Source organism: Mesorhizobium sp. WSM4830 (assembly GCF_055811495.1).
This window is the reverse complement of the sequence record NZ_JBVVQI010000007.1, coordinates 139,137-162,445: the sequence shown is the minus strand read 5'-3', so window position 1 is coordinate 162,445 and position 23,309 is coordinate 139,137. Positions and strand designations below refer to the sequence as shown.

The 23,309-nt window shown below is 62.7% G+C and carries 18 protein-coding genes; 12 read left to right on the top strand and 6 right to left on the bottom strand.

All coding sequences use genetic code 11. The annotated features are described in order from the left end of the window. The first annotated feature begins 116 nt into the window (after window positions 1-116). Entirely contained in the window at window positions 117-1,019 is a 903-nt protein-coding gene (locus tag AC0L2Y_RS12095) for a LysR substrate-binding domain-containing protein (RefSeq protein WP_473556324.1), read from the top strand. A gap of 5 nt (window positions 1,020-1,024) precedes the next feature. Here AC0L2Y_RS12095 and AC0L2Y_RS12090 read toward each other — a convergent pair whose 3' ends face one another. The 4 genes from AC0L2Y_RS12090 to AC0L2Y_RS12075 all read right to left on the bottom strand — a co-directional run bounded on the left by AC0L2Y_RS12090 (window position 1,025) and on the right by AC0L2Y_RS12075 (window position 8,154). Further along, window positions 1,025-2,281 (bottom strand): Hsp70 family protein, encoded by a 1,257-nt coding sequence (locus AC0L2Y_RS12090; RefSeq protein WP_473556323.1) that lies wholly within the window; start codon window positions 2,279-2,281, stop codon window positions 1,025-1,027. A gap of 106 nt (window positions 2,282-2,387) precedes the next feature. Then, the gene (locus AC0L2Y_RS12085) at window positions 2,388-3,179 is read right to left on the bottom strand and encodes a TIGR02186 family protein (RefSeq protein WP_352464879.1); all 792 of its coding nucleotides are present in this window, start codon (window positions 3,177-3,179) and stop codon (window positions 2,388-2,390) included. Beyond that, a complete protein-coding gene (locus AC0L2Y_RS12080; RefSeq protein ID WP_023676949.1) occupies window positions 3,179-4,102 on the bottom strand; it encodes a sulfite exporter TauE/SafE family protein in 924 nt (307 codons plus the stop codon). Before AC0L2Y_RS12080 ends, AC0L2Y_RS12085 begins: the two co-directional genes overlap by 1 nt. 191 nt (window positions 4,103-4,293) lie before the next feature. After that, window positions 4,294-8,154, bottom strand: coding sequence for a peptidoglycan-binding protein (locus AC0L2Y_RS12075; protein ID WP_473556320.1), 3,861 nt, complete (start codon window positions 8,152-8,154; stop codon window positions 4,294-4,296). Between the two features lie 550 nt (window positions 8,155-8,704). Between AC0L2Y_RS12075 and AC0L2Y_RS12070 the strand changes: the two genes are divergently transcribed. The 7 genes from AC0L2Y_RS12070 to AC0L2Y_RS12040 all read left to right on the top strand — a co-directional run bounded on the left by AC0L2Y_RS12070 (window position 8,705) and on the right by AC0L2Y_RS12040 (window position 17,655). Then, complete coding sequence (locus AC0L2Y_RS12070; RefSeq protein ID WP_352488568.1) at window positions 8,705-9,166, top strand: MerR family transcriptional regulator; 462 nt, start codon at window positions 8,705-8,707, stop codon at window positions 9,164-9,166. A gap of 237 nt (window positions 9,167-9,403) precedes the next feature. Beyond that, window positions 9,404-11,200 (top strand): acyl-CoA dehydrogenase, encoded by a 1,797-nt coding sequence (locus tag AC0L2Y_RS12065; RefSeq protein ID WP_473556318.1) that lies wholly within the window; start codon window positions 9,404-9,406, stop codon window positions 11,198-11,200. Between the two features lie 239 nt (window positions 11,201-11,439). Continuing rightward, window positions 11,440-12,609 (top strand): acyl-CoA dehydrogenase family protein, encoded by a 1,170-nt coding sequence (locus AC0L2Y_RS12060; RefSeq protein WP_473556316.1) that lies wholly within the window; start codon window positions 11,440-11,442, stop codon window positions 12,607-12,609. Between the two features lie 31 nt (window positions 12,610-12,640). Then, window positions 12,641-13,849 (top strand): acetyl-CoA C-acetyltransferase, encoded by a 1,209-nt coding sequence (locus AC0L2Y_RS12055; protein WP_473556314.1) that lies wholly within the window; start codon window positions 12,641-12,643, stop codon window positions 13,847-13,849. Between the two features lie 12 nt (window positions 13,850-13,861). Then, window positions 13,862-16,081: a 3-hydroxyacyl-CoA dehydrogenase NAD-binding domain-containing protein gene (locus AC0L2Y_RS12050; RefSeq protein ID WP_473556312.1), complete on the top strand. Its 2,220-nt coding sequence runs from the start codon at window positions 13,862-13,864 to the stop codon at window positions 16,079-16,081. 81 nt (window positions 16,082-16,162) lie between these two features. Then, the gene (locus tag AC0L2Y_RS12045) at window positions 16,163-16,807 is read left to right on the top strand and encodes a S24 family peptidase (protein ID WP_352488213.1); all 645 of its coding nucleotides are present in this window, start codon (window positions 16,163-16,165) and stop codon (window positions 16,805-16,807) included. An 11-nt stretch (window positions 16,808-16,818) separates the two neighbouring features. After that, window positions 16,819-17,655 (top strand): thermonuclease family protein, encoded by an 837-nt coding sequence (locus AC0L2Y_RS12040; RefSeq protein ID WP_473556310.1) that lies wholly within the window; start codon window positions 16,819-16,821, stop codon window positions 17,653-17,655. Here the strand turns inward: AC0L2Y_RS12040 and AC0L2Y_RS12035 are convergent. Continuing rightward, window positions 17,618-19,273: a lysine--tRNA ligase gene (locus AC0L2Y_RS12035; RefSeq protein WP_473556307.1), complete on the bottom strand. Its 1,656-nt coding sequence runs from the start codon at window positions 19,271-19,273 to the stop codon at window positions 17,618-17,620. The genes AC0L2Y_RS12040 and AC0L2Y_RS12035 overlap by 38 nt on opposite strands. Before the next feature lie 246 nt (window positions 19,274-19,519). Between AC0L2Y_RS12035 and AC0L2Y_RS12030 the strand changes: the two genes are divergently transcribed. Continuing rightward, window positions 19,520-19,930 carry a tellurite resistance TerB family protein gene (locus AC0L2Y_RS12030; protein WP_473556305.1) on the top strand — a complete coding sequence of 137 codons (411 nt, stop codon included), beginning with the start codon at window positions 19,520-19,522 and terminating at the stop codon, window positions 19,928-19,930. Between the two features lie 14 nt (window positions 19,931-19,944). Here the strand turns inward: AC0L2Y_RS12030 and AC0L2Y_RS12025 are convergent, their stop codons facing one another. Next, entirely contained in the window at window positions 19,945-20,796 is an 852-nt protein-coding gene (locus AC0L2Y_RS12025; RefSeq protein ID WP_473556302.1) for a transporter substrate-binding domain-containing protein, read from the bottom strand. A 271-nt stretch (window positions 20,797-21,067) separates the two neighbouring features. Between AC0L2Y_RS12025 and AC0L2Y_RS12020 the strand changes: the two genes are divergently transcribed. The 3 genes from AC0L2Y_RS12020 (at window position 21,068) to AC0L2Y_RS12010 (ending at window position 23,300) form a co-directional block, all read left to right on the top strand. Further along, window positions 21,068-21,799 carry a helix-turn-helix transcriptional regulator gene (locus AC0L2Y_RS12020; protein ID WP_023677341.1) on the top strand — a complete coding sequence of 244 codons (732 nt, stop codon included), beginning with the start codon at window positions 21,068-21,070 and terminating at the stop codon, window positions 21,797-21,799. A 97-nt stretch (window positions 21,800-21,896) separates the two neighbouring features. Further along, window positions 21,897-22,535, top strand: a complete 639-nt coding sequence (locus AC0L2Y_RS12015; RefSeq protein ID WP_473556300.1) for an acyl-homoserine-lactone synthase — start codon at window positions 21,897-21,899, stop codon at window positions 22,533-22,535. Between the two features lie 15 nt (window positions 22,536-22,550). Further along, window positions 22,551-23,300 carry an enoyl-CoA hydratase-related protein gene (locus tag AC0L2Y_RS12010; RefSeq protein WP_473556298.1) on the top strand — a complete coding sequence of 250 codons (750 nt, stop codon included), beginning with the start codon at window positions 22,551-22,553 and terminating at the stop codon, window positions 23,298-23,300. The last annotated feature ends 9 nt before the right edge of the window (window positions 23,301-23,309 follow it).

Genomic DNA, 23,309 nt, shown 5'->3' with positions numbered 1-23,309 from the left:
TCGACTGTTCTGGCGCGACTTTTTTCCAATTTCGAGCGAAAATTTAGAACAAAGCAATCAATCTGTCTAACAACTTGCTCTTGTAATTCTAATCGGATTTGCTTCTTAATGCCGGCATGACTCTGGACCAATTGCGGATCTTCGTCGCCGTCGCCGAACGGGCGCACATGACCAAAGCGGCCGACTTGTTAGGCATTTCACAGTCGGCCGCGTCCGCCGCCATCCGCTCGCTCGAACAGCAGCACGGCGTCCAGTTGTTCAACCGAGTGGGCCGCAATATCGAGCTCGCCGAGACCGGACGCCGATTCTTGCCCGAGGCCAAGGCGGTCCTCGAGCGGGCTGCGGCCGCCCACAATGTGCTGGAGCATGTCTCGCAGACGATATCAGGCAGTCTCTCGATCGCTGCCAGCCAGACCATCGCCAGCTATTGGCTGCCGCGCCGGCTTGCCTCTTTCCACGAAGCCTATCCTGCCGTCAGGCTGAGCGTGAACATTGGCAACACCAGGCAGGTCGAGACCAATGTACTTGATGGCGCAGCCGATTTTGGCCTGGTCGAGGGGCGCACCGAATCCGACATTTTGCGGCGTGCCAAGGTCGATATCGATCGCATGATGCTGGTCGTGGCGCGCTCGCACCCAGAGATCGCGGAAGTTTCGCCTGGACATCCCGACCTTGGCGGGCTTCGCTGGATCATTCGCGAAGGCGGGTCGGGCACGCGCGAGGCGCTGGAGGACCTTGCCCGACGCGACGGGATTTCGTTCGCGGACCTGCAGATATTCCTGGTATTGCCGAGCAATGAGGCGATTCGCCAGGCAGTCGAGGCCGGCGCCGGCGCCAGCATCATTTCGGAACTCGTCGTCGCGCGCGCGGTCGCCGAAGGCAGCCTGCGTTCCGTGCCGATCGATCTGCCGAAACGCGAATTTGCCATGATCACGCATCGCGACCGGCAGCCAAGCCTGGCCCAGATGGCGCTCAAGGCGCATCTCGGCGGCAAAGCCGAGAGAGCCGCGCCGCTTTAAGCCGATCAGCGGAACTTCCGCTGCGCGTCGAGCGCCAGCCCAAGCCCGACCGAGCCGAACACATCGCCTTCGATTACCGACGCCTGCGGCACCAGAGCCAGGATCTGCTGCCTGGCCAGCGGGATCGCAGTCGATCCGCCGGTCAGGAACACCGCCGTGATGTCGGAGGGCTTCACCTGCGCGTCGCAGACGGTCTGCTCGACGGTAGCTGCAACGCGCTCAATATCCCGAGCGATAGTGGCTTCGAGACCTTCGCGCGTGATCTCTGCCATGAATCTCACCTCCGGTAGCGCGACCTCGATATTGGCCGACGATCGGTCCGTCAGCTCGATCTTGGCCCTTTCGACCAGCGCCGCCAACGCGTGGCCGTAACGATGCTCGACGATGTGGATGAAGCGCTCGACCAGGTCTGCGCGCTCCGCCTCGTAGCGGATCTGGCGCAGATGCGTCATCGCCCTTGCCGTGTAGACCAGGTTGATGCGCTGCCATGTCGCCAGGTCGATGAAGTAGCTCGCCGGCAGATTGCGCTTGCCGTCCTTGGTCGGCGTCAGATAGCCGAGCTGAGGCATCACATGGGCGATGCTCAGCAACCGGTCGAAATCGGTGCCGCCGATGTGGATGCCACGGCTGGCCAGGATGTCGTCTTTGCGGTCGAGCGAGCGGGCGCGCTCGGGCGAAACCCGCACGATCGAGAAATCGGACGTGCCGCCGCCCATGTCCACGATCAGCGCCAGTTCCTCGCGCGTCACCTTCTGTTCGTAATCGAGTGCCGCTGCGATCGGCTCGAATTGGAAGGCGATGTGCTTGAAGCCTTGGGCGCGAGCGGCGTTTTCGAGTTCGTGCTCGGCCTCGGCGTCGGCCCCGGCGTCGTCGTCGACGAACTGCACCGGCCGTCCGAGCACGACGCTTTCGACGGTGTCGAAGGCGTTTTCTTCGAGCTTCTTTTTCAAGTGGCCGACAAATAGGCCGACAATTTCCATGAAGCCGATCGAGCGCGCCTTGACGCGCGTCTTTTCGTGAGCGAGCGAGCTGCCGAGCACGCTCTTCAGCGAGCGCATCAGGCGGCCTTCGATACTGTCCGTATAGTTGGCGATGGCGCGTCGCCCGAAATAGGTGCGGTTGTCCTCGAAATTGAAAAACACCGCACTGGGCAGCGTGACCTGGCCGTCTTCCAACGCCACCAGCCGCGGCTGCCCGTTCCTGACCACGCTCACGGTGGAATTTGAAGTGCCGAAGTCGATCCCGGCAAATGCTGGTCGCATCGTGCGTTCCTGTATTTCTGATTTGGGGAGCAGCAGCTCGTGTCCGGTCGGGCCGGGGGTCGCGGTCTAACCCATACCCTCGGAAAGGGAAACCACTTTTACGAGTTCAGTCTTTCCTGAAGACCAGTCTTCCGAGCCAGCCGGTCAGCATGGCCAGCGAAACGGCAAAGACACCGTAGAGGAAGGAATAGTCGTGCGCGACACGGAAGATCGACTGTTCGAAACCGGACTTGCGGATTTCGAGCTGGGCGGAGCTTTCCTTGATGAACAGGCCGCTCTTGAACAGGAAGGCGCGGGCCTTGTGGGTGCCGACCGGAACGTTTGGGGCGAGCCTGACGGTGGCGCGGAATAGGTTCTGCGACAGGAACTGCACGCCGCCGACATTCTCGCTGTAGAGGCCTGTCGCCGCCTTGCGTTCGCGCAGCGCGGCGGTGAACTCCTCGATCGTCGCCGGACTGTCCTCGGCGTCGGCCGGCTGCAAATAGAGATTGGAGGCGCCAAGCGACAGCTGCTTGTAGCTGTTCGGATCGGTGACGTCCTGCAGCGGCCGCGTCGTCGCCACCGAATAGGAGACGGGTACGTTTTTGAAGGTCTCCGACTCCAGATTGACCCAGACGCCGAGCACCCGGTCCTTGCGGCGCACGACGACCGGTCGGGCCGGGCCTTCCAGCACGACGATCACGTCGTAGCGCCCTTGCCGCGCGACAAGCGGATCCGCATTTTCCAGCGAGCCGAAGATGGTCAGGTCGGCGCCGGAAAAGCCGGCGGTAATCGAGACATTGTCGGTGGAAAGGCCGATCTGGATGTTTTCGGTTAATGGCGTCTGCGCCTTCGCCGGTGGCGCAATGGCCAGCAGCGACAGCAAGGCGGCGGCCGCGAGCGTCCTCAAGCCAGCCATCAGCTCAGGCCCACGCCGGACAGCGAATAGAGATTGGGCGGCGTGACGAAAAGATCGATGGCAAGCCGGATGGCTACCGCCAGCACCAGCAGCGCCAGCAGCGCCCTGAGTTGCTCGCCCCGCAGCCTCTGACCAGCCTTGGCGCCATATTGCGCGCCGGCGACGCCGCCTGCCATCAACAGGAAGGCGAGCATGACGTCGACCGTCTGATTGGTGGTGGCGTGGACCAGCGTGGTGTAGGCCGAGGTGAAGATGATCTGAAACAGCGAGGTGCCGATGACGACGTTGGTCGGCACTTTCAAAAGGTAGATCAGGGCCGGCACCATGATGAAGCCGCCGCCGACGCCCATGATCGAGGACAGGAAGCCGATCGCCGCGCCTAGCCCAAGCACCGGAATGACGCTGACGAAGAGCTTCGAGGCCCTGAACCGCATCTTTAGCGGCAAACGATGGATCCAGTTGTGCTGGCCGGATTTCTTCAATACCGGTGCGGCGCCGCTGCGAGTGGCGCGCAGTGCATTGACACTCTCGACCAGCATCAGTCCGCCGACGGTGCCGAGCAGCACGACGTAGAGCAGCGAGATGAACAGGTCGAGCTGGCCGAGCCGGCGCAGGAGCGCAAAGACATAGATACCACCGGTCGAGCCGACGATGCCGCCGGCTAAAAGCACGCCGCCGAGCTTGAAGTCGAGCGTGCCGCGCTTCATGTGCGACAGGGCGCCGGAGAAGGAGGAAGCGATGACCTGGTTGGCGCCGGTGGCGACCGCGATTGCCGGCGGTATGTTGTAGAAGATCAGCAGCGGCGTAATGAGAAAGCCGCCGCCCACGCCGAACATGCCCGACAGGAAACCTACCGCCGCACCCATGGCCAGCAGTACGAAGATGTTGACGGAAATTTCCGCGATCGGGAGATAGATGCCCACCCGTCAGTCTCGATCAGTTTGCCTCCTGGCGAATGCAACCGTTGCGGGCATCTTGCGCCAAAAGACTATTTCGTTCTTGCGCCGGCCGGGCGGTCAAGTCAAACTTCGCCGCGCCGCCGAAACAAAAAACAACTCAATCAGTTAACAGGCAAATCTGTGGCAAGGGCGTCGCGGAAACGACGCATCTGCCGTTATTTACGCGCGAGCAGCGCCTTGACCAGCTTTTCGTCGATCGCGCCGGTTGCCTTCATATCGTTGTCGGCCTGGAAGGCCATGATCGCGTTCTTGGTTTTCTGGCCCATCATGCCGTCGGGATTGCCGGCCTCGTAGCCGTTCTTGTTGAGAATGCGCTGGATGTTCTGGACCGCTTTCTTCATATCGATGCCGGCGGTTGTCTGTGGTGTGCCGTCCTGCCACGATTCAGGAATGTCGGCCGAATTGGCAGCTGGATCGAGCGGCTTGGCCTTCCACAGTTCAGCCGCGGCCCGCGCACGCTCCAGCTGCTCGGGCCTCAGTGCCTTGGCGATCTCGTCGCGCTTGGCCGCCGCATCCTTGTCGCCGGTCTTGGCGACGAGCGCGAACCATTTGTAGCTCTCCTCGAGGTTCTGCTTCATGCCGACGCCCTTTGCCGCGAGAATGCCGAGATTGAACTGGCTGTCCTTGACACCGAGATCCGCCGCCGCCTGGAACCAGCGCGCGGCCGCTTCATTGTCGGTCACCCCATCCGCCGCCATCGCAAACAGCACGGCCAGATTGTGCATGGCGCTGGCATTGCCCTGCTCTGCGGCAAGCTGGTACCAGGTCTTCGCTTTCTTGATGTCGCGTGCGACGCCGATGCCCTTCTCGTAGAAATTGCCGATGCGGTATTCTGCCGGTGCGAAACCGAGTTCGGCAGCTTTCTCATACCATTTGGCCGCCGCCGCCATGTCTTCCTTGACGCCGCGCGACTCGGCGTAGCGCGAGCCGATCTCGAACAGCGCCTTGGCGTCGCCGCCGGCCGCTGCATCGCGCAGGGCGGCCGGACCGGCATCGGCCGGAACGTCGATCTTGGCAACGCCTGCCGCGACAGCATCCGCTAGCGGCACCGTGCCGGTCGTGTCCTGCGCAGCAGCGGTGGTGGTAGCAGGCGCGGCAGCCATTGGCTCGGCGTCGCTGACCGTCGTCGCTGCCGGCGCGGGCACTGCGGCCGTGGTGTCTGGCGCCGCCAGATCAGCGGACACCGCGGAAGCCGAGGGCGCCGTCGATGCCTCGGTTGCCGGTGTGGCGGGGCCGGTTTGCGCCGCCGTGTCGTCCTTGGTCATTGATGCGGATGGCTCTGCCTGCCTGACGGTGGGCGAGGGCGCGCTCTCCTGTGTTGTCGTCTGCGCGTCCGCCTTCGGCTGGCTGGCAACGCTGGCCAATGCGGTTTCCACCGGCTGTACGGCCACGGCGGGTACCGCCTCATCGTTGGCGACTTCGACCGGGTCGGAGAAAAAGGCTTTGCCCAGTTGCAGGCCGGCAAGCGCCAGCATGATGGCGATTGCCCCCATCAGGATCGGCTTGCGCCGCGCCTTGAGCAGGTCGCCGATCCTGAGTGCCTTGACCGGGCCTTTCATCGTCGACTGGCGCTTGAGGGCGTCCGCCTCGGCGGCCGCCGCTTGCGCAGCCCGTCTGGCTGCCGCGATGAAGTCCGATTTCGCCGCCTCGGCGCCGCCTTCCCGGGCCGGCTGCCCGCGCTCGTCGCGCACGCGCTTCATGATGGCGCTGAGGTCGGGTGCGCCGGAGCCCGGTTCCAGTGGCCGGTTGGCGAGCTTGGGGTCGAGGGGCTCGTCGAGATCGACGCTCGGTATCTCGGCGCTCGGCGCCGAGCCTGCAAGCGGCGGCATCTCGGCCTCCTTCTTGCCCTTCAAGGCGCGCGCCAGCCCGCCTAACATCGATTTCCTGCCGCCGCCTTGCTCGGTTTTTTCACGCGTCGTGTCTGAACCGAGAGCCGCCAGGGCTGCTGCTGCGGCGGCCTCAGCCGGCGTACGCGGACCTGGCTCGTCGCGCGCGAGCGCCGCGGCGCGGCCGTCGAGATCGGCCATGCTGCCCGTCAACGGCAGCGGCTGGTCGAGGTCCATCGACGGTGCGTCCTGCACCGAGATCTTGGATGCCCGGCCGAAGCGCTTGCTCAATTCCGCGCTTGCCGGTTCGCCGGTCTCCAGTGAACCAAGCCTGTCAACGATCTTGAGCAGCGTATCGTGGATAGCCTCGAACGTCCTCGAATTGCGCTCATCCGAACGGCGCGTCAGTGCCTCGAGCGTCTTCAGGTCCTGGGCGAGGCCGGTAACGGCCGCCGTGTTCGCGCTTGATCCGGCCAGCGAGCGGACGGCGCTCTCAGCCGCCTCGCGTGCCGCGCCGAGGATGGAATCGCGGGTTCCGGCCAGCGACTTCTCGATTTCGTTGAGACGCGGGCTGATGTCGTCGAATTCCGGCAGCGGCGTGCCGGGCCTGGAAAGATGCGCCGTCAGGCCGGCGACCTGCGCTTCAAGGCTGCGGATCAACGCCGGGTCGATGCTGGCGACCTGTGCCGCGGACGAATCCAGCCGGCTTGAGATGTCTTCGAGCCGGGTCTCCAGGCCACGGATCGCCGCCTCGTTGGCAGGATCCGGAACGCGCGTCTCCATCCGCTTGGCCAGCGCGGTGAAGCGGGCATCGATGGCATCCATGATGCCGGCGCTGTCGACCTGCGGCATGCGCTGGTCCAGCCTGTCGGCGACCTCGTCCAACCGGCGCTCAAGGTCGCGAAACAGCATGTTGCCTTGTTCGATGGCGTCGCCCTGGCGACGTTCCATCATGCTGGACAGCACGTCGAAGCGCTGCTCGAGCCCCTGGAAGATGTAGTCCGCGTCGGGCATGGCAGGTGCGTGGTCGATCTTGTCGGCAATAAGCGCGACTTGCCTGGCAAGGCGCTCCATCGCCTGTTCCGGCAGATTGGCTCGGCCGGCCAGCTCATCCACGCGGCTCGACAATGTGTTGAGACGATCGACGACCTCCCGGCCCGGACGATCCTGCGACACTTCTTCGATTTGTTGGGCCAGTGAATCGATCCGCTTCTCGATGCGTTCGAAGGGCTCGGGGTCGAACGAATTGGCTTGCGCGGCAACCGTCGAGGCGACGATCGCGCGGGAAATCTCGTCGAGCCGCTCGTCGATCTGACTGAATGTGTCGCCGCCGCGATTGTCCTGCTGGCGGGCGAAATGGTCGACCGCTCCCGCAAGCGTGCGGACCTTTTCCTCGAGCGAGCGCAGCGACAGCGACTCCGGCAGATTGCTGACGGCATTGCTGATCTGTTCGAGCCGCTCCGTCAGCGCCGACAGGCCGGGTGCATCGGAACGCTTGCGCTGATCGGCCTCGACGCGGTCCTCGAAGGCGTTCCAGCGGCGGTCGAAATCGTCCCAGCGGCGTCCGACCGCCTGCACGCTCTCCTCGCGCGCCAGCGTATCGAGCGCGGCCTTGACCTGCTCAAGCTCGAGCCGCAGCATATTGACGCTTCTGTCGTCGCTTTTTTCGGCCAGCGTCTGGATGGCGCCGGAAAGCCGCTCGAATTCGACGTTGAGTTCGGCGCTGCCTTTGCCGCCGCCATTTGACTGGAAGGCTCGCTCAATATTCTTGCGCAGTACCTCGAACTCGCGTTGCAGGCCGGAGGTCATCTGCTGGCGCAACTCTTCGCGCAGGCCGCGCAATTCCCCGGCGATCTTGCCAGCTAGGGCGACGCCGTCCTCCTGGCCGCGCACCCGGTCTATATCGCGGGCGATCGCCTGGTAATTCTGGTCGAAAGCCGCTGCTGGGCCTTTCGGCCGCTGCGCGCGTGGATCCTCATACCGGCGCTGCTGGCCATAGGGCTGGGCGCTGGGATAGCGCGGTTCTGCCGCTGGTCGGCGCGGATCGGGGTGGCTTGCCGTTTCCTCGCGCGTCCGCTCCAGTCGCTGCTCCAGCGTTTCCAGGGAGCGGTTGAGCTCTTCAAGCGTCGTGTGCGGCCGGCGTTGCCTGCCGGCGTTGAGTGTATCGAGGTAGGACCGCTTGCTGTTCATCAATGCGCCCGTTTCAGAATTGCTGGCTTTCACCAGGTTCCCAAAGTCCAGCCGGGACGAAGGCGACTGCTTGGCTTGTTGCAGTGGAAGACGAGCTTCCCGGGTCTCATCCGCGCTCCGAAAAACCGTGAAAAATTCAATACAGGATAGACACGGGCAACCGACATGCGCACATTTCGCCCCAACGTGGTAAACAACGCGTTAACCAAGCTTAAGAAGTTGCAACTTTGTCGCCTGACTGCCGACGGCGTCGCGTGTCCCTTTGGACGCAGAAAGGACGCTGTAGAATTTTGATCTGCCGCAGGGTTCTTTCCGAAGTCGACCGCGATTTTTGGGCTATCCGCTGGTGCTGCGGCATAAAGTTGCAAGACTAGAACGCTCTTGCGTGGTGAGGCGGCTATCGATATAGAATTGACGTAAACGTAAATGAGCGGATTACGCCGTTTGCGATTTGTTTGTTGAAACCACGAGTGGAAGCACGCCCCCGCTTTCACTCAGGCGACGCAAGGTCCGCGACCGCGACGCCACCAGACGGGGAAAGCCAGTGACCATGAAACTTATTTCGCCCGGCCAGGCCGCGGCCAACACCAACGATATGTCGAGCGAAGCCGGTGAAGAGCTTGTCCGCATCGGCGAAATGGCCAAGAAATACGGAGTGACGCTGCGTACGCTGCGTTTCTATGAGGACAAGGGTCTGCTCAACCCGCAGCGCGACGGATCGACCCGTCTCTATACACGCCGCGACAGGGCCCGGCTGAAGCTGATCCTGCTTGGCCGCAAGGTCGGGTTCTCGCTGCGTGACGTCAAGCAGATGATGGACCTCTATGATCCGAACGGCTCCAACACCAAGCAGTTGCGGCTGGCGCTCGACAAGTCGGAGAAGCAGCTTGCCCGTCTGCAGAAGCAGCGGGCGCTGATCGACGATGCCATCAGCGAACTGAGTGCTTCGATGACGACCGTCCGGCAAATGCTGGTCGAGCGCTCGACGCCGCAGGCCAGCGTGGCGAGCTAAACTAAGCTTTAGATTTCCGGCGAATGAGAACCGCGTGGCTTTCGCTGCGCGGTTCTTCGTCGTTTACCGTCCTTCGCCGTTTGCCGCCTTGGCGCGCGGGAGAAAATTTGCCGCACCGCAGAATTGACGTTTACGCAAACGTCAATATTTGTTATCTCGGCCGTAACGTTGGTCCGTCTGCCATCCTCATATGCTGGGGCTGAGTTCGGGGCCAAGACCGCATGGTGGAGGAAACGCATGCCGATCTACAGAGCGCCGGTCCGGGACACGCTGTTCGTGCTGAACGAAGTGCTGGGATATCAGCGCTATTCCAATCTTCCCGGATTTTCCGACGCGACGCCGGATGTGCTCGAGGCCATCCTTGCCGAGGGCGCGAAGCTCGCCGAAAACGTTATGCAACCGCTGAACCGTGTCGGCGATGTGGAAGGCTGCGTGCGCCATGACGACGGTTCGGTAACGACGCCGAAAGGCTTCAAGGAAGCTTTCGACCAGTATCGCGAAGGCGGCTGGATGGGGCTCGCCGCACCTGTCGAGTTTGGCGGGCAAGGCTTGCCCTACGCGGTGCACACCGCGGTCGCCGAATATATGGTGTCGGCCAATATGTCGCTGATGATGTATGCCGGCCTGACGCAAGGCGCGATCGCTGCGATCATCACCCATGGCACCAAAGAGCAGAAGGCAACATGGTTGCCGAAGCTGGTCGAGGGCGCCTGGACCGGCACCATGAACCTGACCGAGCCGCACTGCGGAACCGATCTTGGCCTGCTGCGCACCAAGGCCGTCCCAAATGGCGACGGCACCTACAGGATCTCCGGCCAGAAGATCTTCATCTCGGCCGGCGAGCATGACATGTCGGACAATATCGTCCACCTCGTGCTGGCCCGTATCGAGGGCGCGCCGGATGGCGTGAAGGGCATCTCGCTGTTCATAGTGCCGAAGCTCAAGCTCGATGCCTCAGGCAATCCGGGCGAGAAGAACACCGTCTCCTGTGGCTCGGTCGAGGAGAAGATGGGTATCCATGGCAACTCGACCTGCGTGATGAATTACGACGACGCTGAAGGCACGCTGCTCGGCGAGGCCAATGGCGGGCTGAAAGCAATGTTCACCATGATGAATGAGGCGCGGCTTGGCGTCGGCCTGCAGGGGCTCTCGCTATCGGAGGTCGCCTATCAGAATGCGGTTTCCTACGCCAAGGATCGTCTGCAGGGCCGCTCGCTGTCAGGACCGAAGGCGCCGGACAGGAAGGCCGATCCGATCATCGTCCATGCGGACATCCGCCGCAGCCTGATGACCATGAAGGCGTTCAACGAGGCCGGCCGCGCGCTGGCACTGTGGACGGCGATCAAGTCCGACATCGCTCACCGCTCCGGTGACGACAAAGATCGCCAGGTCGCAGACGACTATACCGGCCTGATGACGCCGGTGGTCAAGGGCGTGCTCACCGACAAGGGGTTCGATCATGCGGTAATGGCGCAGCAGGTCTTCGGCGGCCACGGCTACATAGAAGAGCACGGCATGAGCCAGTTCGTCCGCGATGCGCGCATCGCCATGATCTATGAGGGTGCCAACGGCATCCAGGCGCTCGACCTCGTCGGCCGCAAGCTGGCCTTGAATGGTGGTCGCGCGGTGCAGGCCTTCTTTAGGGAAGTCGGCGAGTTCTGCGAGGAGAACCGCACCGACGAGAAGATGGCGCCCTTCACCAAGGCGCTGAAGAGGGGCCTCAACGATCTGGAGGCGGCGACGATGTGGCTGGTGCAGAACGGCATGGCCAAGCCCGACAATGCCGGTGCCGCCTCGACCGACTACATGCATCTCTTCGGCCTGGTGGCGCTGGGCTATATGTGGGCCCGGATGGCCAAGGTGGCCGCAGCGAAATTGGCTGATGGCGCCGACGGCGCTTCGTCTTTCTACGACAACAAGCTGGTGACGGCGCGCTTCTTCATAGAGCGGATCATGCCGGAGACGTCGGCGCATCTTGCCCGCATCTCCAGCGGTGCCGATACATTGATGGCACTGCCGGCGGAAGCGTTCTAGGTTCGGCGTTCCCCTCCTCCTTGAGGGGAGGGTGGCCCGAAGGGCCGGGAGGGGTCCTGCGTGCAGTGCGCCGACCTCCATTCTGGTGCATGCCTTGGGAGGAAAACGATCGCAATGCCGTGGGACATGGCGCAGGTTGTAAAAGATAAGGTCGAGCACGTCATCGGCGACCCCACCTGGCCGCTTCGCGGCCACCCTCCCCTCGAGGGGGAGGGGAACGTCGGCGCGAGGGAGAAGACATGACCCACCCCGCCGAAATCCTTGGCCTTCCGAAGCCCGCCTGGGCGGCGGACGAAGTCGGCATGCTTTACGACATGGCGCACCGCTTCATGTCGGAAGAGATCGCGCCGCGTTACGACGAGTTCGAGAAGAACGAGATGGTCGACCGCGAAAGCTGGCTGAAGGCGGGTGCTGCCGGCCTGCTCTGCGCTTCTATGCCGGAGGAATATGGCGGATCGGGCGGCACCTTCGCGCATGAGAGCGCCATCATCGAGGCGATCGGCCATGTCGGCGTCGACGGGTTCGGCATTGGCCTGCACAATTCGATCGTCGCCCCCTACATCCTCCATTACGGCTCGGAGGAGCAGAAGAAGAAGTGGCTGCCGAGGCTGGCGACCGGCGAGCTGATCGGCGCCATCGCCATGACCGAGCCGGGTGCGGGGTCCGACCTTCAAGGCGTCAGGACGCGCGCCGAAAAGGACGGCAACCGGTACAAGCTCAACGGCTCGAAGACCTTTATCACCAACGGCCAGCTCGCCAATTTCATCATCGTCGTTACCAAGACCGATCCTGAGAAGGGCGCCAAGGGCATCTCGCTGATCGTCGTCGAGACCGACGAGGTGGAGGGTTTCGAGCGCGGCCGTAACCTCGACAAGATCGGCCTCAAGGCCAACGACACGTCGGAACTGTTCTTCAACGACGTACGTGTGCCGACCTCGAACCTGCTCGGCGACGACGAAGGCCAGGGCTTCGTCCAGTTGATGCAACAATTGCCGCAGGAGCGGCTGCAGATCGGCACCACTGCTATCGCCATGGTCGAGCGGGCTCTGGCGCTTACCATCGACTACGTCAAGGAGCGCAAGGCCTTCGGCAAGGCCATCATCGAATTCCAGAACACCCAGTTCAAGCTTGCCGAATTGAAGACCGAGGCGACCATCGGCCGCGTCTTCTATAATGACTGCGTTGCCCGCCACATTAACGGTGGCCTCGACCCGGTGACGGCGTCTATGGCCAAATACTGGCTGTCAGACCTGCAGGGAAAAGTCGTTGACGAATGCCTTCAATTGCATGGCGGCTATGGCTACATGAATGAATATCCGATTGCGCGGATGTTTCGCGACGCCCGCGTCCAGCGCATCTACGGCGGCACCAACGAGATCATGAAATTGCTGATCGGGCGCTCGCTCTGAGCGAGTTTCAGCAAACCCAAGGAGCAGGAAAATGGCCGAAGCTTATGTCTATGACGCCGTACGCACGCCGCGCGGCAGAGGCAAGAAGGATGGCTCGCTGCACGAAGTGCCGGCGGTGCGGCTCGGCGCCAAGGTGCTCGAGGCCATCCGCGACCGCAACGGACTGAACACCGCCGCTGTTGACGACATCATCTTCGGTTGTGTCGATCCGGTTGGCGAGGCGGGTGCGGTCATTCCACGTGCCGCTGCTTTCGAGGCCGGCTACGACACCAAGGCGCCTGGCATGCAGATATCGCGCTTCTGCGCCTCGGGCCTCGACGCTATCAATTTCGGCGCCGCCAAAATCGCGCAAGGCGCCGACGAGATCGTGATTGCCGGTGGCGTCGAATCGATGTCGCGCGTCGGCATGGGCGCCTCCGGCGGTGCCTGGTTCATGGACCCGTCGGTCGGCCTGCCCGGCTGGTTCGTGCCGCAAGGCATCTCGGCCGATCTGATCGCCACCAAATACGGGTTTTCGCGCGACGACGTCGATGCCTATGCGGTCGAGAGCCAGAAGCGTGCTGCCAAGGCGTGGGGCGAGGGCCGGTTCAAGAATTCGGTGATCTCGGTCAAGGACCAGAACGGCCTGACCATCCTCGACCACGACGAACACATGCGGCCTTCGACCGACATGCAGTCGCTGGCCGCGCTCAATCCGTCCTTTGTCATGCCCGGCGAAATGGGCGGCTTCGATGCCGTCGCCGTGCAGAAGCATCCCGAGGTGGAAGAGATCAACCACGTCCACCATGCCGGCAATTCCTCCGGCATCGTCGACGGCGCGGCGGCCGTGCTGCTCGGCTCGAAAAAGGCGGGAAAGACGCTCGGCCTCAAGCCGCGCGCGCGCATCCGTGCGTTCGCCAACATCGGCTCCGAACCGGTGCTGATGCTGACCGGCCCCGTCGACGTCACCGAGAAGCTGTTGAAGCGGGCGAAGATGAAGCTGTCGGACATCGACCTGTTCGAGCTCAACGAGGCCTTCGCTTCGGTGGTGCTGCGCTACATGCAGGCTTTCGACATTCCGCATGACCGGATCAACGTCAATGGTGGTGCCATAGCCATGGGCCATCCGCTCGGCGCCACCGGTGCGATGATCTTCGGTACGGTGCTGGACGAATTGGAACGCCGCGACCTCAACACCGCGCTGGTGACGCTTTGCATCGGCGCCGGCATGGGCACTGCAACGATCATCGAACGCGTCTGACGGAGAGAGATGATGAGCTACACCAATTTCACCCTCGACATCGACGCCGATGGCATTGCGCTGGTCACCTGGGACATGCCGGACCGTTCGATGAACGTCTTCACCGAGGAGGTGATGCTCGAACTGAACGCCATCGTCGACAATGTGGCGAGCGATGCAGCGATAAAGGGCGCGGTCATCACCTCCGGCAAGGATACGTTCTCGGGCGGCGCCGACATCACCATGCTGCAGAAGATGCTGGCGGCCTTCGCCGCCGACAAGGCGAAGGACCCGGAGAAGGCGACCAAGGCGTTGTTCGACAATGCGGGCACCATGAATGGCCTGTTCCGTAACCTGGAAACCTCGGGCAAGCCGTGGGTTTCGGCGATCAACGGCACCTGCATGGGTGGCGCGTTCGAATTGTCGCTCGCCTGCCATGGCCGTGTCGCGGCCGATTCCGACAACGTGAGGATGGCGCTTCCCGAAGTGAAGATCGGCATTTTTCCGGGCGCCGGCGGCACCCAGCGCGTGCCACGGCTGACCGATCAGCAGCAGGCGCTGCAAATGCTGACGTCCGGCCAGACGCTGTCGCCTCAGAAGGCCAAGTCGATGGGCCTGATCCATGAGATTGCCGAGCCGGACAAACTGGTCGAAACCGCCAAGGCGATGATCAGGAACGGCTTGAAGCCGGTGGCGCCCTGGGACGAAAAAGGCTTCAAGCTGCCCGGCGCTCCGATCTATTCGATGGCCGGTGCCAATCTGTGGCCGCCGGCCATCGCCATCCTGCGCCGCGAGACCTATGGCAATTATCCCGCCGCTGCCGCCATCCTGAAATGCGTCTACGAGGGCTTGCTGGTGCCATTCGACACCGCCTTGCGGATCGAGCAACGCTACTTCACCGAGATCATGCAGACCAGGGAAGCGGCGGCGATGATCCGTTCGCTGTTCGTGTCGCTGCAGGAACTGAACAAGGGCGCGCGCCGCCCGGCCGGAGTACCGGAAACGAAGTTCAAGAAGATCGGCGTACTCGGCGCCGGCTTCATGGGCGCCGGTATAGCCTATGTGACGGCCAAGGCGGGCATTCCGGTGGTGCTGCTCGACCGCGACATGGAGTCCGCCGCCAAGGGCAAGGCGCATTCCGACAACCTGATCTCGGATCAGGTGAAGAAGGGCCGTGCCAAGCCGCAGGACAAGGATCAGTTGCTGTCGCTAATCACGCCGACGGCCGACTATGCGGATCTCGCCGGCTGCGATCTTGTGGTCGAGGCGGTATTCGAAGATTCGGCCGTAAAGAAGGGTGCCACCGAACAGGCCGAGGCTGTACTCAAACCGTCGGCGATCTTCGCCTCGAATACGTCGACCATACCGATTACATCGCTGGCCAGGAATTCGGCGCGGCCGAAGAATTTCATCGGCATCCACTTCTTCTCGCCGGTCGACAAGATGATGCTGGTCGAGATCATCCTCGGCAAGAAGACCGGCGACAAGGCGCTGGCCACCGCGATCGACTTTGTCCGCGCCGTCAAGAAGACGCCGATCGTCGTCAACGATACGCGCGGTTTCTATGTCAATCGCTGCGTGCTGCGCTACATGTCGGAAGCCTACAAGATGCTGATCGAAGGTGTTCCGGCGCCAATGATCGAGAACGCGGCCAAGGCCGCCGGCATGCCGGTCGGCCCTTTGGCGTTGACCGACGAGACGGCGATCGACCTTGCCCAGAAGATCATGAAGCAGACCATGCGCGACCTCGGCGACAAGGCGGTCGATCCGAAGCAGATGGCGCTGGTCAACACGATGGTCGACACGCATGGTCGCTTGGGCCGCAAGAACGGCAAGGGCTTCTATGACTATCCGGCAAAACCGGCCAAGAAGAAGCTGTGGCCAGGCCTCAGGGATCTCTACCCGCAGCTGGCGCCGGAGCAGGTCGATTATGAGGAACTGAAGCAGCGGCTGCTGGTCACCATCGCGCTTGAGGCGGTACGGGTGATGGAAGAGGGCATCGTTACCGACCCACGCGAGGCCGATGTCGGCTCGATCCTGGCCTTCGGCTTCGCGCCCTATACAGGCGGTGCACTGTCCTACATCGACGGCATCGGCGCGAAGAAATTCGTGAAACTCTCCAAGCGCCTGCAGAAGAAATACGGCACCGAGTTCAGGGCGCCGAAGCTGCTGCTCGATATGGCCGAGAAGGGCGAGACCTTCTACGAGCGCTTCGATCCCTATACCAGGGACGAGGCCAAGGAGGCAGCGTGACGCCGTCTTCGGCGGTGGACAAGATGGCGGCCGAGGGGTAGAACAGGGAAGGTATTTTTTCCTGTTTCGAAGGAGAGCAAGGTGCTCTCGCACGACCGCGTTTGGGCCGCCATCGACGCTCTTGCCGAGCGTTATTCGCTTTCGGCCTCCGGACTGGCCAGGCGCGCTGGCCTCGACTCGACCGCCTTCAACAAATCGAAGCGGCTGTCCTCGGATGGGCGGCCGCGTTGGCCGTCGACCGAATCGCTGGCCAAGATCATCGAGGCGACCGGCGCCTCGCTGGATGAATTTGCGGGGCTGGTCGAGGGTCGGGGTAATTCCGGCGCACTGCCCGTGCAGAGATCGTCGGTGCCGCTGCTCGGCTTCGCCCAGGCGGGCGCCGGTGGCTTCTTCGACGACGCTGGGTTTCCGGCGGGGCAGGGATGGGACCTGATCGAGCTTCCGGCGAGGGCAACCGAAACCTCCTATGCCTTGAAGGTCCAGGGCGATTCCATGCTGCCGCTCTATCGCAATGGCGATGTCCTGATCGTCGAGCCGGGGGCTGCCATACGAAAGGGCGATCGCGTCGTCGTCAAGACCAATGCCGGCGAGGTGATGGCCAAGGTGCTCGACCGCCAGACACCGAGGTCGATCGCGCTGGTCTCCCTCAATCCCGATCACCCGGACCGCGACATCCCCATGCGCGATGTCGAATGGGTGGCGCGGATTGTCTGGGCAAGCCAGTAGGCGCGGGGCCGGTGCGTCTGCCTCACCTTGCCTTGGCTGTTCTGGCGATCCCCGCGATGGCCACGGCAATTGTCGCCGGCGGCCGCGCCGTCCAGAGCGAAAGCGGCGGCCCCTGGAAGCAAATCCAGGTCAGCGCTGAACCGCAGCCCGTCGCGCCGGCTACGTCGGCTATCCCCAAATCAGAGCCGGCCAAGCAGGCGGCGCATTCGAGGGCAATCGATCCAGAAATTGTGGTGCCGCCGCAGCTCGGTTCCAACGAGCTTGAACGGATAGAGCCGCGCGCCCCGTTGAGCGATCTGGCATTGGCCGGACCGCCCAAGCCGCCAAAAACGAAAATGCCCGACGACTGGAAAGGCACGAAACTGTTCCAGCCTGTTGCGCCGGCCGCCGGGCTCATCGAGGCAAAGGGCTATTCGATTGCAGTTTCCGGTATCGACATCGTCAAGCAGGAGGAGACTTGCACCGACGGCGGCAAATCCTGGAATTGCGGCATCCAGGCGCGAACGGCCTTCCGCGCCTTTCTGCGTAGTCGTGCGGTGGTCTGTGCCGTGCCGCCCGAAGGCGGCCGTGATCTGATCGCCGCCGAGTGCCGGATCGGCAACCAGGATATCGGCCAATGGCTGGTCGAAAACGGCTGGGCGCGCGCCGCCAAGGGCGGCGCTTACGTAGAAGCCGGCGAGAAGGCGCGTGCAGCAAAGAAAGGCGTCTTCGGGCCGGCGCCGAGCGTTTCAGGCCTGCCGCCGCTTCCGGCTGCGTCGCGATCCGCGCCTGTAGCGCCGAGCTCGATCCTGGAAGAGCAGGACGGCGTCCTCATGCCGCCAGCTGACCAGCCAGCGCCCGCTGAATGAGCTCGCGCGTTTCGGCGATGCCGTAGAGCGCGGCGAAGGAGCCGAAGCGCGGCCCGCGTTCCTGACCTATCAGCACCTGATAGATCATCTGGAAGAAGGCGACGGAGACACCGGGTCCGCCCTCCGGGCTCTGCTTGGAATGATCCTGGTAGCGCTCGATCTTGCGCGCAACATTGAGGGCAGCGTTCTGGATCGCCTCGCTGTCGGCATCAGCCGGCAGCGCGGCGAGAGCTTCCGAAAGCTTGGTCAGCGCCTCGCGCTCGACCGTGTCGGCAGCACGGTACACTTTGGCCGGCTTCACGAAATCGTCGAAATAGCGGATGGCATATTCGGCCAGTCGGTCGAGCTCGGGATGCGTCGTCGGCGTCACACCCGGCGCGTGGCGCGAAATGAAACCCCACAGCACGCTCCTGTTTTGGGCATTCGAGGCGCTGACCAGGTTGAGCAGCAGCGAGAACGGCACCGGCAGGTCGACTGCCGGGGGATTGCCGTCATGCATGTGCCAGACCGGATTGCCCAGCCGCTCCTTCCAGTCCTGCCTCTGATAGGCAGAGAGGAACGTGTAATATTCGTCTACCGCCTTCGGGATGACGTCGAAATAAAGCTTCTTCGCGGTTCGCGGGCGCTGGAACATATAAAGGCTAAGGCTCTCGGTCGGCGCGTAAGTCAGCCACTCGTCGATGGTCAGCCCATTGCCCTTCGACTTCGAGATCTTCTGGCCATGCTCGTCGAGGAACAGCTCATAATTGAAGCCCTCCGGTGCCGGAGCATCGAGCGCGCGGCAAATCTGCCCGGCGAGCTTGACGGAATCGATCAGATCCTTGCCGGACATCTCGTAATCGACGCCGAGCGCTGCCCAGCGCATCGCCCAATCGGGCTTCCATTGCAGCTTGGCATGACCGCCGGTCACCGGCGTCTCGAAGCGCTCGTCGGTGTCAGGGTCGCGCCACACGATGGTGCCGGCATCGAGCTTGCGCTCGTCGATCGCGACTTGCATGACGATGCCGGTCTTGGGATGGATCGGCAGGAAGGGCGAATAGCTCAGCGCCCGCTCCTCGCGCAGCGACGGCAGCATGATTGCCATCACCTTATCGAAGCGCTCGAGCATCTTGAGCAGCGTCGCGTCGAAGCGGCCGGAAGTGTAATAGTCGGTCGAGGAAGCGAATTCGTAATCGAAGCCGAAACGGTCGAGGAAAGCGCGCAGCCGTGCGTTATTGGCGGCGCCGAACGACGGATACTCATTGGAGAAAGGGTCCGGTATCCTGGTCAGCGGCTTGCCGAGATAGGCGCGCAGCATGTCCTTGTTAGGCACATTGTCCGGCACCTTGCGCAATCCGTCCATGTCGTCGGAGAAGCACAGCAGCCGCGTCTTGACCTTGTCTTCGGTCAGCACGCGGAAGGCGTGGCGCACCATAGACGTGCGCGCCACCTCGCCGAACGTGCCTATATGCGGCAGCCCCGACGGGCCGTAGCCGGTCTCAAACAGCACCGTTTCCGGGTAGCCGCTGCTCGCGTAACGGGCGACGATCTTTTTCGCTTCCTCGAATGGCCACGCCTTGCTTTCGGCGGCGGCGGTGAGGACTTCCGGGCTGAGATCGATCGGCTGTTGTTCGGCCATGATGCTATTCCTGCAACTTTGCCGGCATCCATGCTGGCAGCCGCATGCTCTAGACCATGATCCCGAAAAGTGGAACCCGGTTTCCGGGCAGGACCGTGATCAGGCAAGAAGATTAAGAGCCCCCGTCCCGATAGTCAGGATGGATCAAGTTCCAAGGTGTGACCGGAGCGCCAACGATCGCGGCTGTTTTTCCTTGCGGCGCCGGTCCCTCGTTCCTAACTTCGGGACCATCTCAAGGAGTTGTAAATGCCATTGTCGCCACACGAAGCCATGATCTACCTGATGGTCATCACCTCGGCGTCAGACCGCGACATGACCGACGTCGAACTGGCGCGGATCGGCGACGTCGTTCGATCCTGGCCGGTGTTTGAGGATTTCAACCAGGAGCGGCTGGTCGAAGTCGCCCAGGCCTGCCAGAAAATGCTGCAGGAAAAGGACGGGCTGGAGGGCGTCCTGGCGCGTGTCGCCGAGGCGCTGCCCGAACGCCTGCGTGACACCGCCTATGCGGCCGCCTTCGAGGTCGCAGCCGTCGATCTCGAGATGCGCCTGGAGGAGGTGCGCGTGCTGCAGCTCGTCCGCCGGGCACTCGACCTCGATGCGCTGACGGTCGCCGCCATTGCGCGAGCCGCCAAGGCCCGCCTTCGCACGCTGACCTGAGCCGGCAGCCAAGCTCAGAAAAAGCTGACCGGAAAATAGCGCAGATAGAACTCGGCGAACGTTCCTTTCACCGAAATTTCCTGCAGCGCGTAGTCGAAAGCGGCGGCCAGTGCCGGATCGTCGGCCCTGGTGGCGATCGCCATGCCTGAGCCGAGATATTCGGGCGCCAGATAGGGGCCGCCGGCAAAGCGGCAGCAGCCCGCCGCATCGGATCCGCCGAGCCAGAAGGCGAAGCGCATGCCGTCGCCGAAGGCGGCGTCGATCTTGCCGGCTTTCAGCTCGCCATAAAGCTCCTCCGGCTTTGCGAAGGGGACGATTTGGACGTCGCCGAAATAGTCGCGCAGTATCCGCTCATGCGCGGAGCCGGCGATCACGCCGACACGCTTGCTGCGCAGCCTGTCGAACATTGGTTCGGTCAGTGCCTTTGTCTTCAGCATGATGAAGCGCGCCGGAAATTGCAGGTAGGAGCGTGAAAACGCGTATTTCGACCGCGACTCCGGCGTCGCGGCGATGCCGGCGATGATCGCTTCGCCTTCGCCTTTCCCGAGCGCACCTTCGAGCTCGGCCCAGGGCAGCGCCTGGATCTGGCATTTTTCGGCAATGCCGAGCTCGGCGCAGATGGCGCGCGCCAGGTCGACATGGAAGCCCGACAGCCGGCCTGCCCCATCGAGGAAATTGAACGGCGGGAAATCCGTGGTGGTCAGGAAACGCAGCCGCGGCAGCATCGAAAGGTCCGGCTTTGGCAGCCGCTCCTTGGCGTCCCAAAACACCGGCACCTGCGGCTCCGCGGCGGGCGCAGCAGCCGCAAGCAATTGCGCTCCGATCAGTATCGAGATCAATGAAATGGATATGCGCCGAAACGCCACGCGACGACTCCGCCCGGTCTTGCACCGACTTTAGTACGAAATAACACAGGTTTTTGTACGAAAATAACACAGGTACAACGGTTTTTGGTTTCATCGTGACGATTTAGGGATATTGTTTAGTGAGTTTGCAAATGACTGCGTGATGCCGGCTGAAGAGGAGCAGTAGGACGCACAGGGGAAGCAGCTTTGCAGTCCGGGGTTGATGGCGTGGTGCGGGTTGATCACTGCCATTGGCCTCAAGAGCGGAAGGCAACATGGGGTAGATGTTGCGATGGGTCATTTCGATCGTACCCTGGAACTGATAGATCAGTTGCAGCACGCCGGCACTGCGGCCGCCGTCTGCGAAAAACTGCTGGGGGTAACAAGCGGGTTCGGGCTGACGGCGCTGATGGCCGGCACGGTTCCGCAACCTGGCACGCCGAGAAACCAGCAAAAGGACCATGTGCTGCTTTGCGACTGGCCGGCTGAATGGCTTGAGCGCTACGTTGCGCGCAACTACGTCGATCACGACCCCGTCGTCAGTCACATGAAGCAGCTTCAAGCGCCATTCCAGTGGCGGGAAGCGTCTCAGGGCATCCGCATCGGCAAGAGCGGCGGCGAGGTGATGGGCGATGCCGGCGAATTCAAGCTGCGCGACGGGTTGGCCTTCCCGCTAATCACGCTCGATGGCCAGATCGTCATGGTGTCACTTGGCGGCGAGGCTGTCGAATTGTCGAGCGCCGAGTTTGGGCTGGTGTCGCTGGTCTCGACTTATGCGATTGGCCGCGCAATGCAGCTCCACACCATGGCGGGCAAAACCATCGATCATGTCGAATTAACGCCGCGTGAGCGCGAATGCCTGCAATGGGCCGCCGTTGGCAAGTCCGAATGGGAGATCTCACAAATTCTCGGCATTTCGGAACACACGTCAGAGAAACACCTTCTTAACGCCAAAAGCAAACTCGGTGCCGTCAACCGGGTCCAGGCCGTCGCGGAAGCGATAAGGCGCGGCTATATTAACTAGGTCGGCCGCGCCGGCCTAGAAATTCTTGCTTGCGTGATCGCGTAATTTTTTTGGGAAAGCACGGCCGTATCTTCCTATTGAAACAGGAGACGGCAAGATGCTTTTTTCCCTCACGACCCAGGAATTGATGGAACGGCCCGACCTCTGGGAGTCAGTTCATCGTTTGCGTTACAAGATTTTCGTCGAAGAGATGGGATGGACCGATCTGCAGCGCCCCGATGGTCTCGAGATCGATCAATTCGACCACGACGAGGCAGTGCATCAGATCGTCATCCGCAATGGCGAGATCGCCGGTTACCAGCGGATGTTGCCGACGACCCGGGCACATCTTCTAACCGATGTGCTGGCGGACCTTTATGAGGGAACCCCACCGTCGGGCCCGAATGTCTATGAACTGACCCGCTATGCGGTTGCGCCGGGGTTCCGCGACGGTCGGCGCGGCGTGTCGACGGTGGGCACGGAGCTGATCGCTGGCTTCGTCGAGTGGGGCCTGAAGCGCAACGTCAACCAGGTGATCATCGAATTCGAGCCGATGTGGGTGCTTCGCGCTCTGCAGCTGCATTTCCTGGCAACACCGCTCGGTTACCAGCGTACCTATGGCAACCAGCAGGTGGTCGCCACACTGCTCACCTTCAACGAGCACACGCTCGACGTGGTGCGTTCGCGCCGCAACCACTTTGCGCCGGTGCTGGCCAGAGGATACCCGGACATGCTCGGACAGAGACGCGCCTCGTGAGATTGGAGAGAGGCCATGAACGTTCACTCAAAAGCAGAATTCCGCAATCACAGGCTGATCGTCACGGTATCGTCGGGTGACGGCCGCCCGGTGCTGGACAGGCGGGCCTACGAAAGCCTGGCCAGGACATTCCATGAAGCCGCCATCGACGACGACGTCCGCGTTGTGGTCCTGCGCGGCCTGGCCGGGTGCTTCTGCCTCGGTGCCGATTTCTCCGAATTTCTCGACGCCACCAAACATCGGCGACTGATCGACGCCGTCACCGATATGTTCCGCACGCTGGCGACGTTCCCGAAACCGGTCCTTGCCTGTGTCGACGGCGACGCCGTCGGCGTCGGCTGCACCATCCTGTTCCACTGCGACATGGTGATCGCCTCGAGCAAGAGCACGTTTCGGGTGCCGTTCGTCGATTTCGGCCTGGTGCCGGACGCGGCGACCAGTATTCTGGCGCCGCAGAAGCTCGGCTATGCCGGGGCGTTCCGCTTCTTCTGCCTGGGCGACACGCTCGCCGCCGAAGATGCCAGGGCACTGGGCCTTGTCGGCGAGATCGTGACGGACGGCAGCGTCGAGGAAGCCACGTTGGCAAGAGCCAGGCAACTCGCCAAGAAGCCTGTCGCGGCGCTGCTGCAGACGCGCGACCTGCTTAGGGGCGACACCGGCGCGCTCTGCGACCGCATCGACCAGGAGATCTCGCTTTTCCAGCAGGCGCTGCAGGACGACACAACGCTGAAGCGACTGCAGCGGATTGCCCGGCTGGCGGCATGAGAGCCGCGT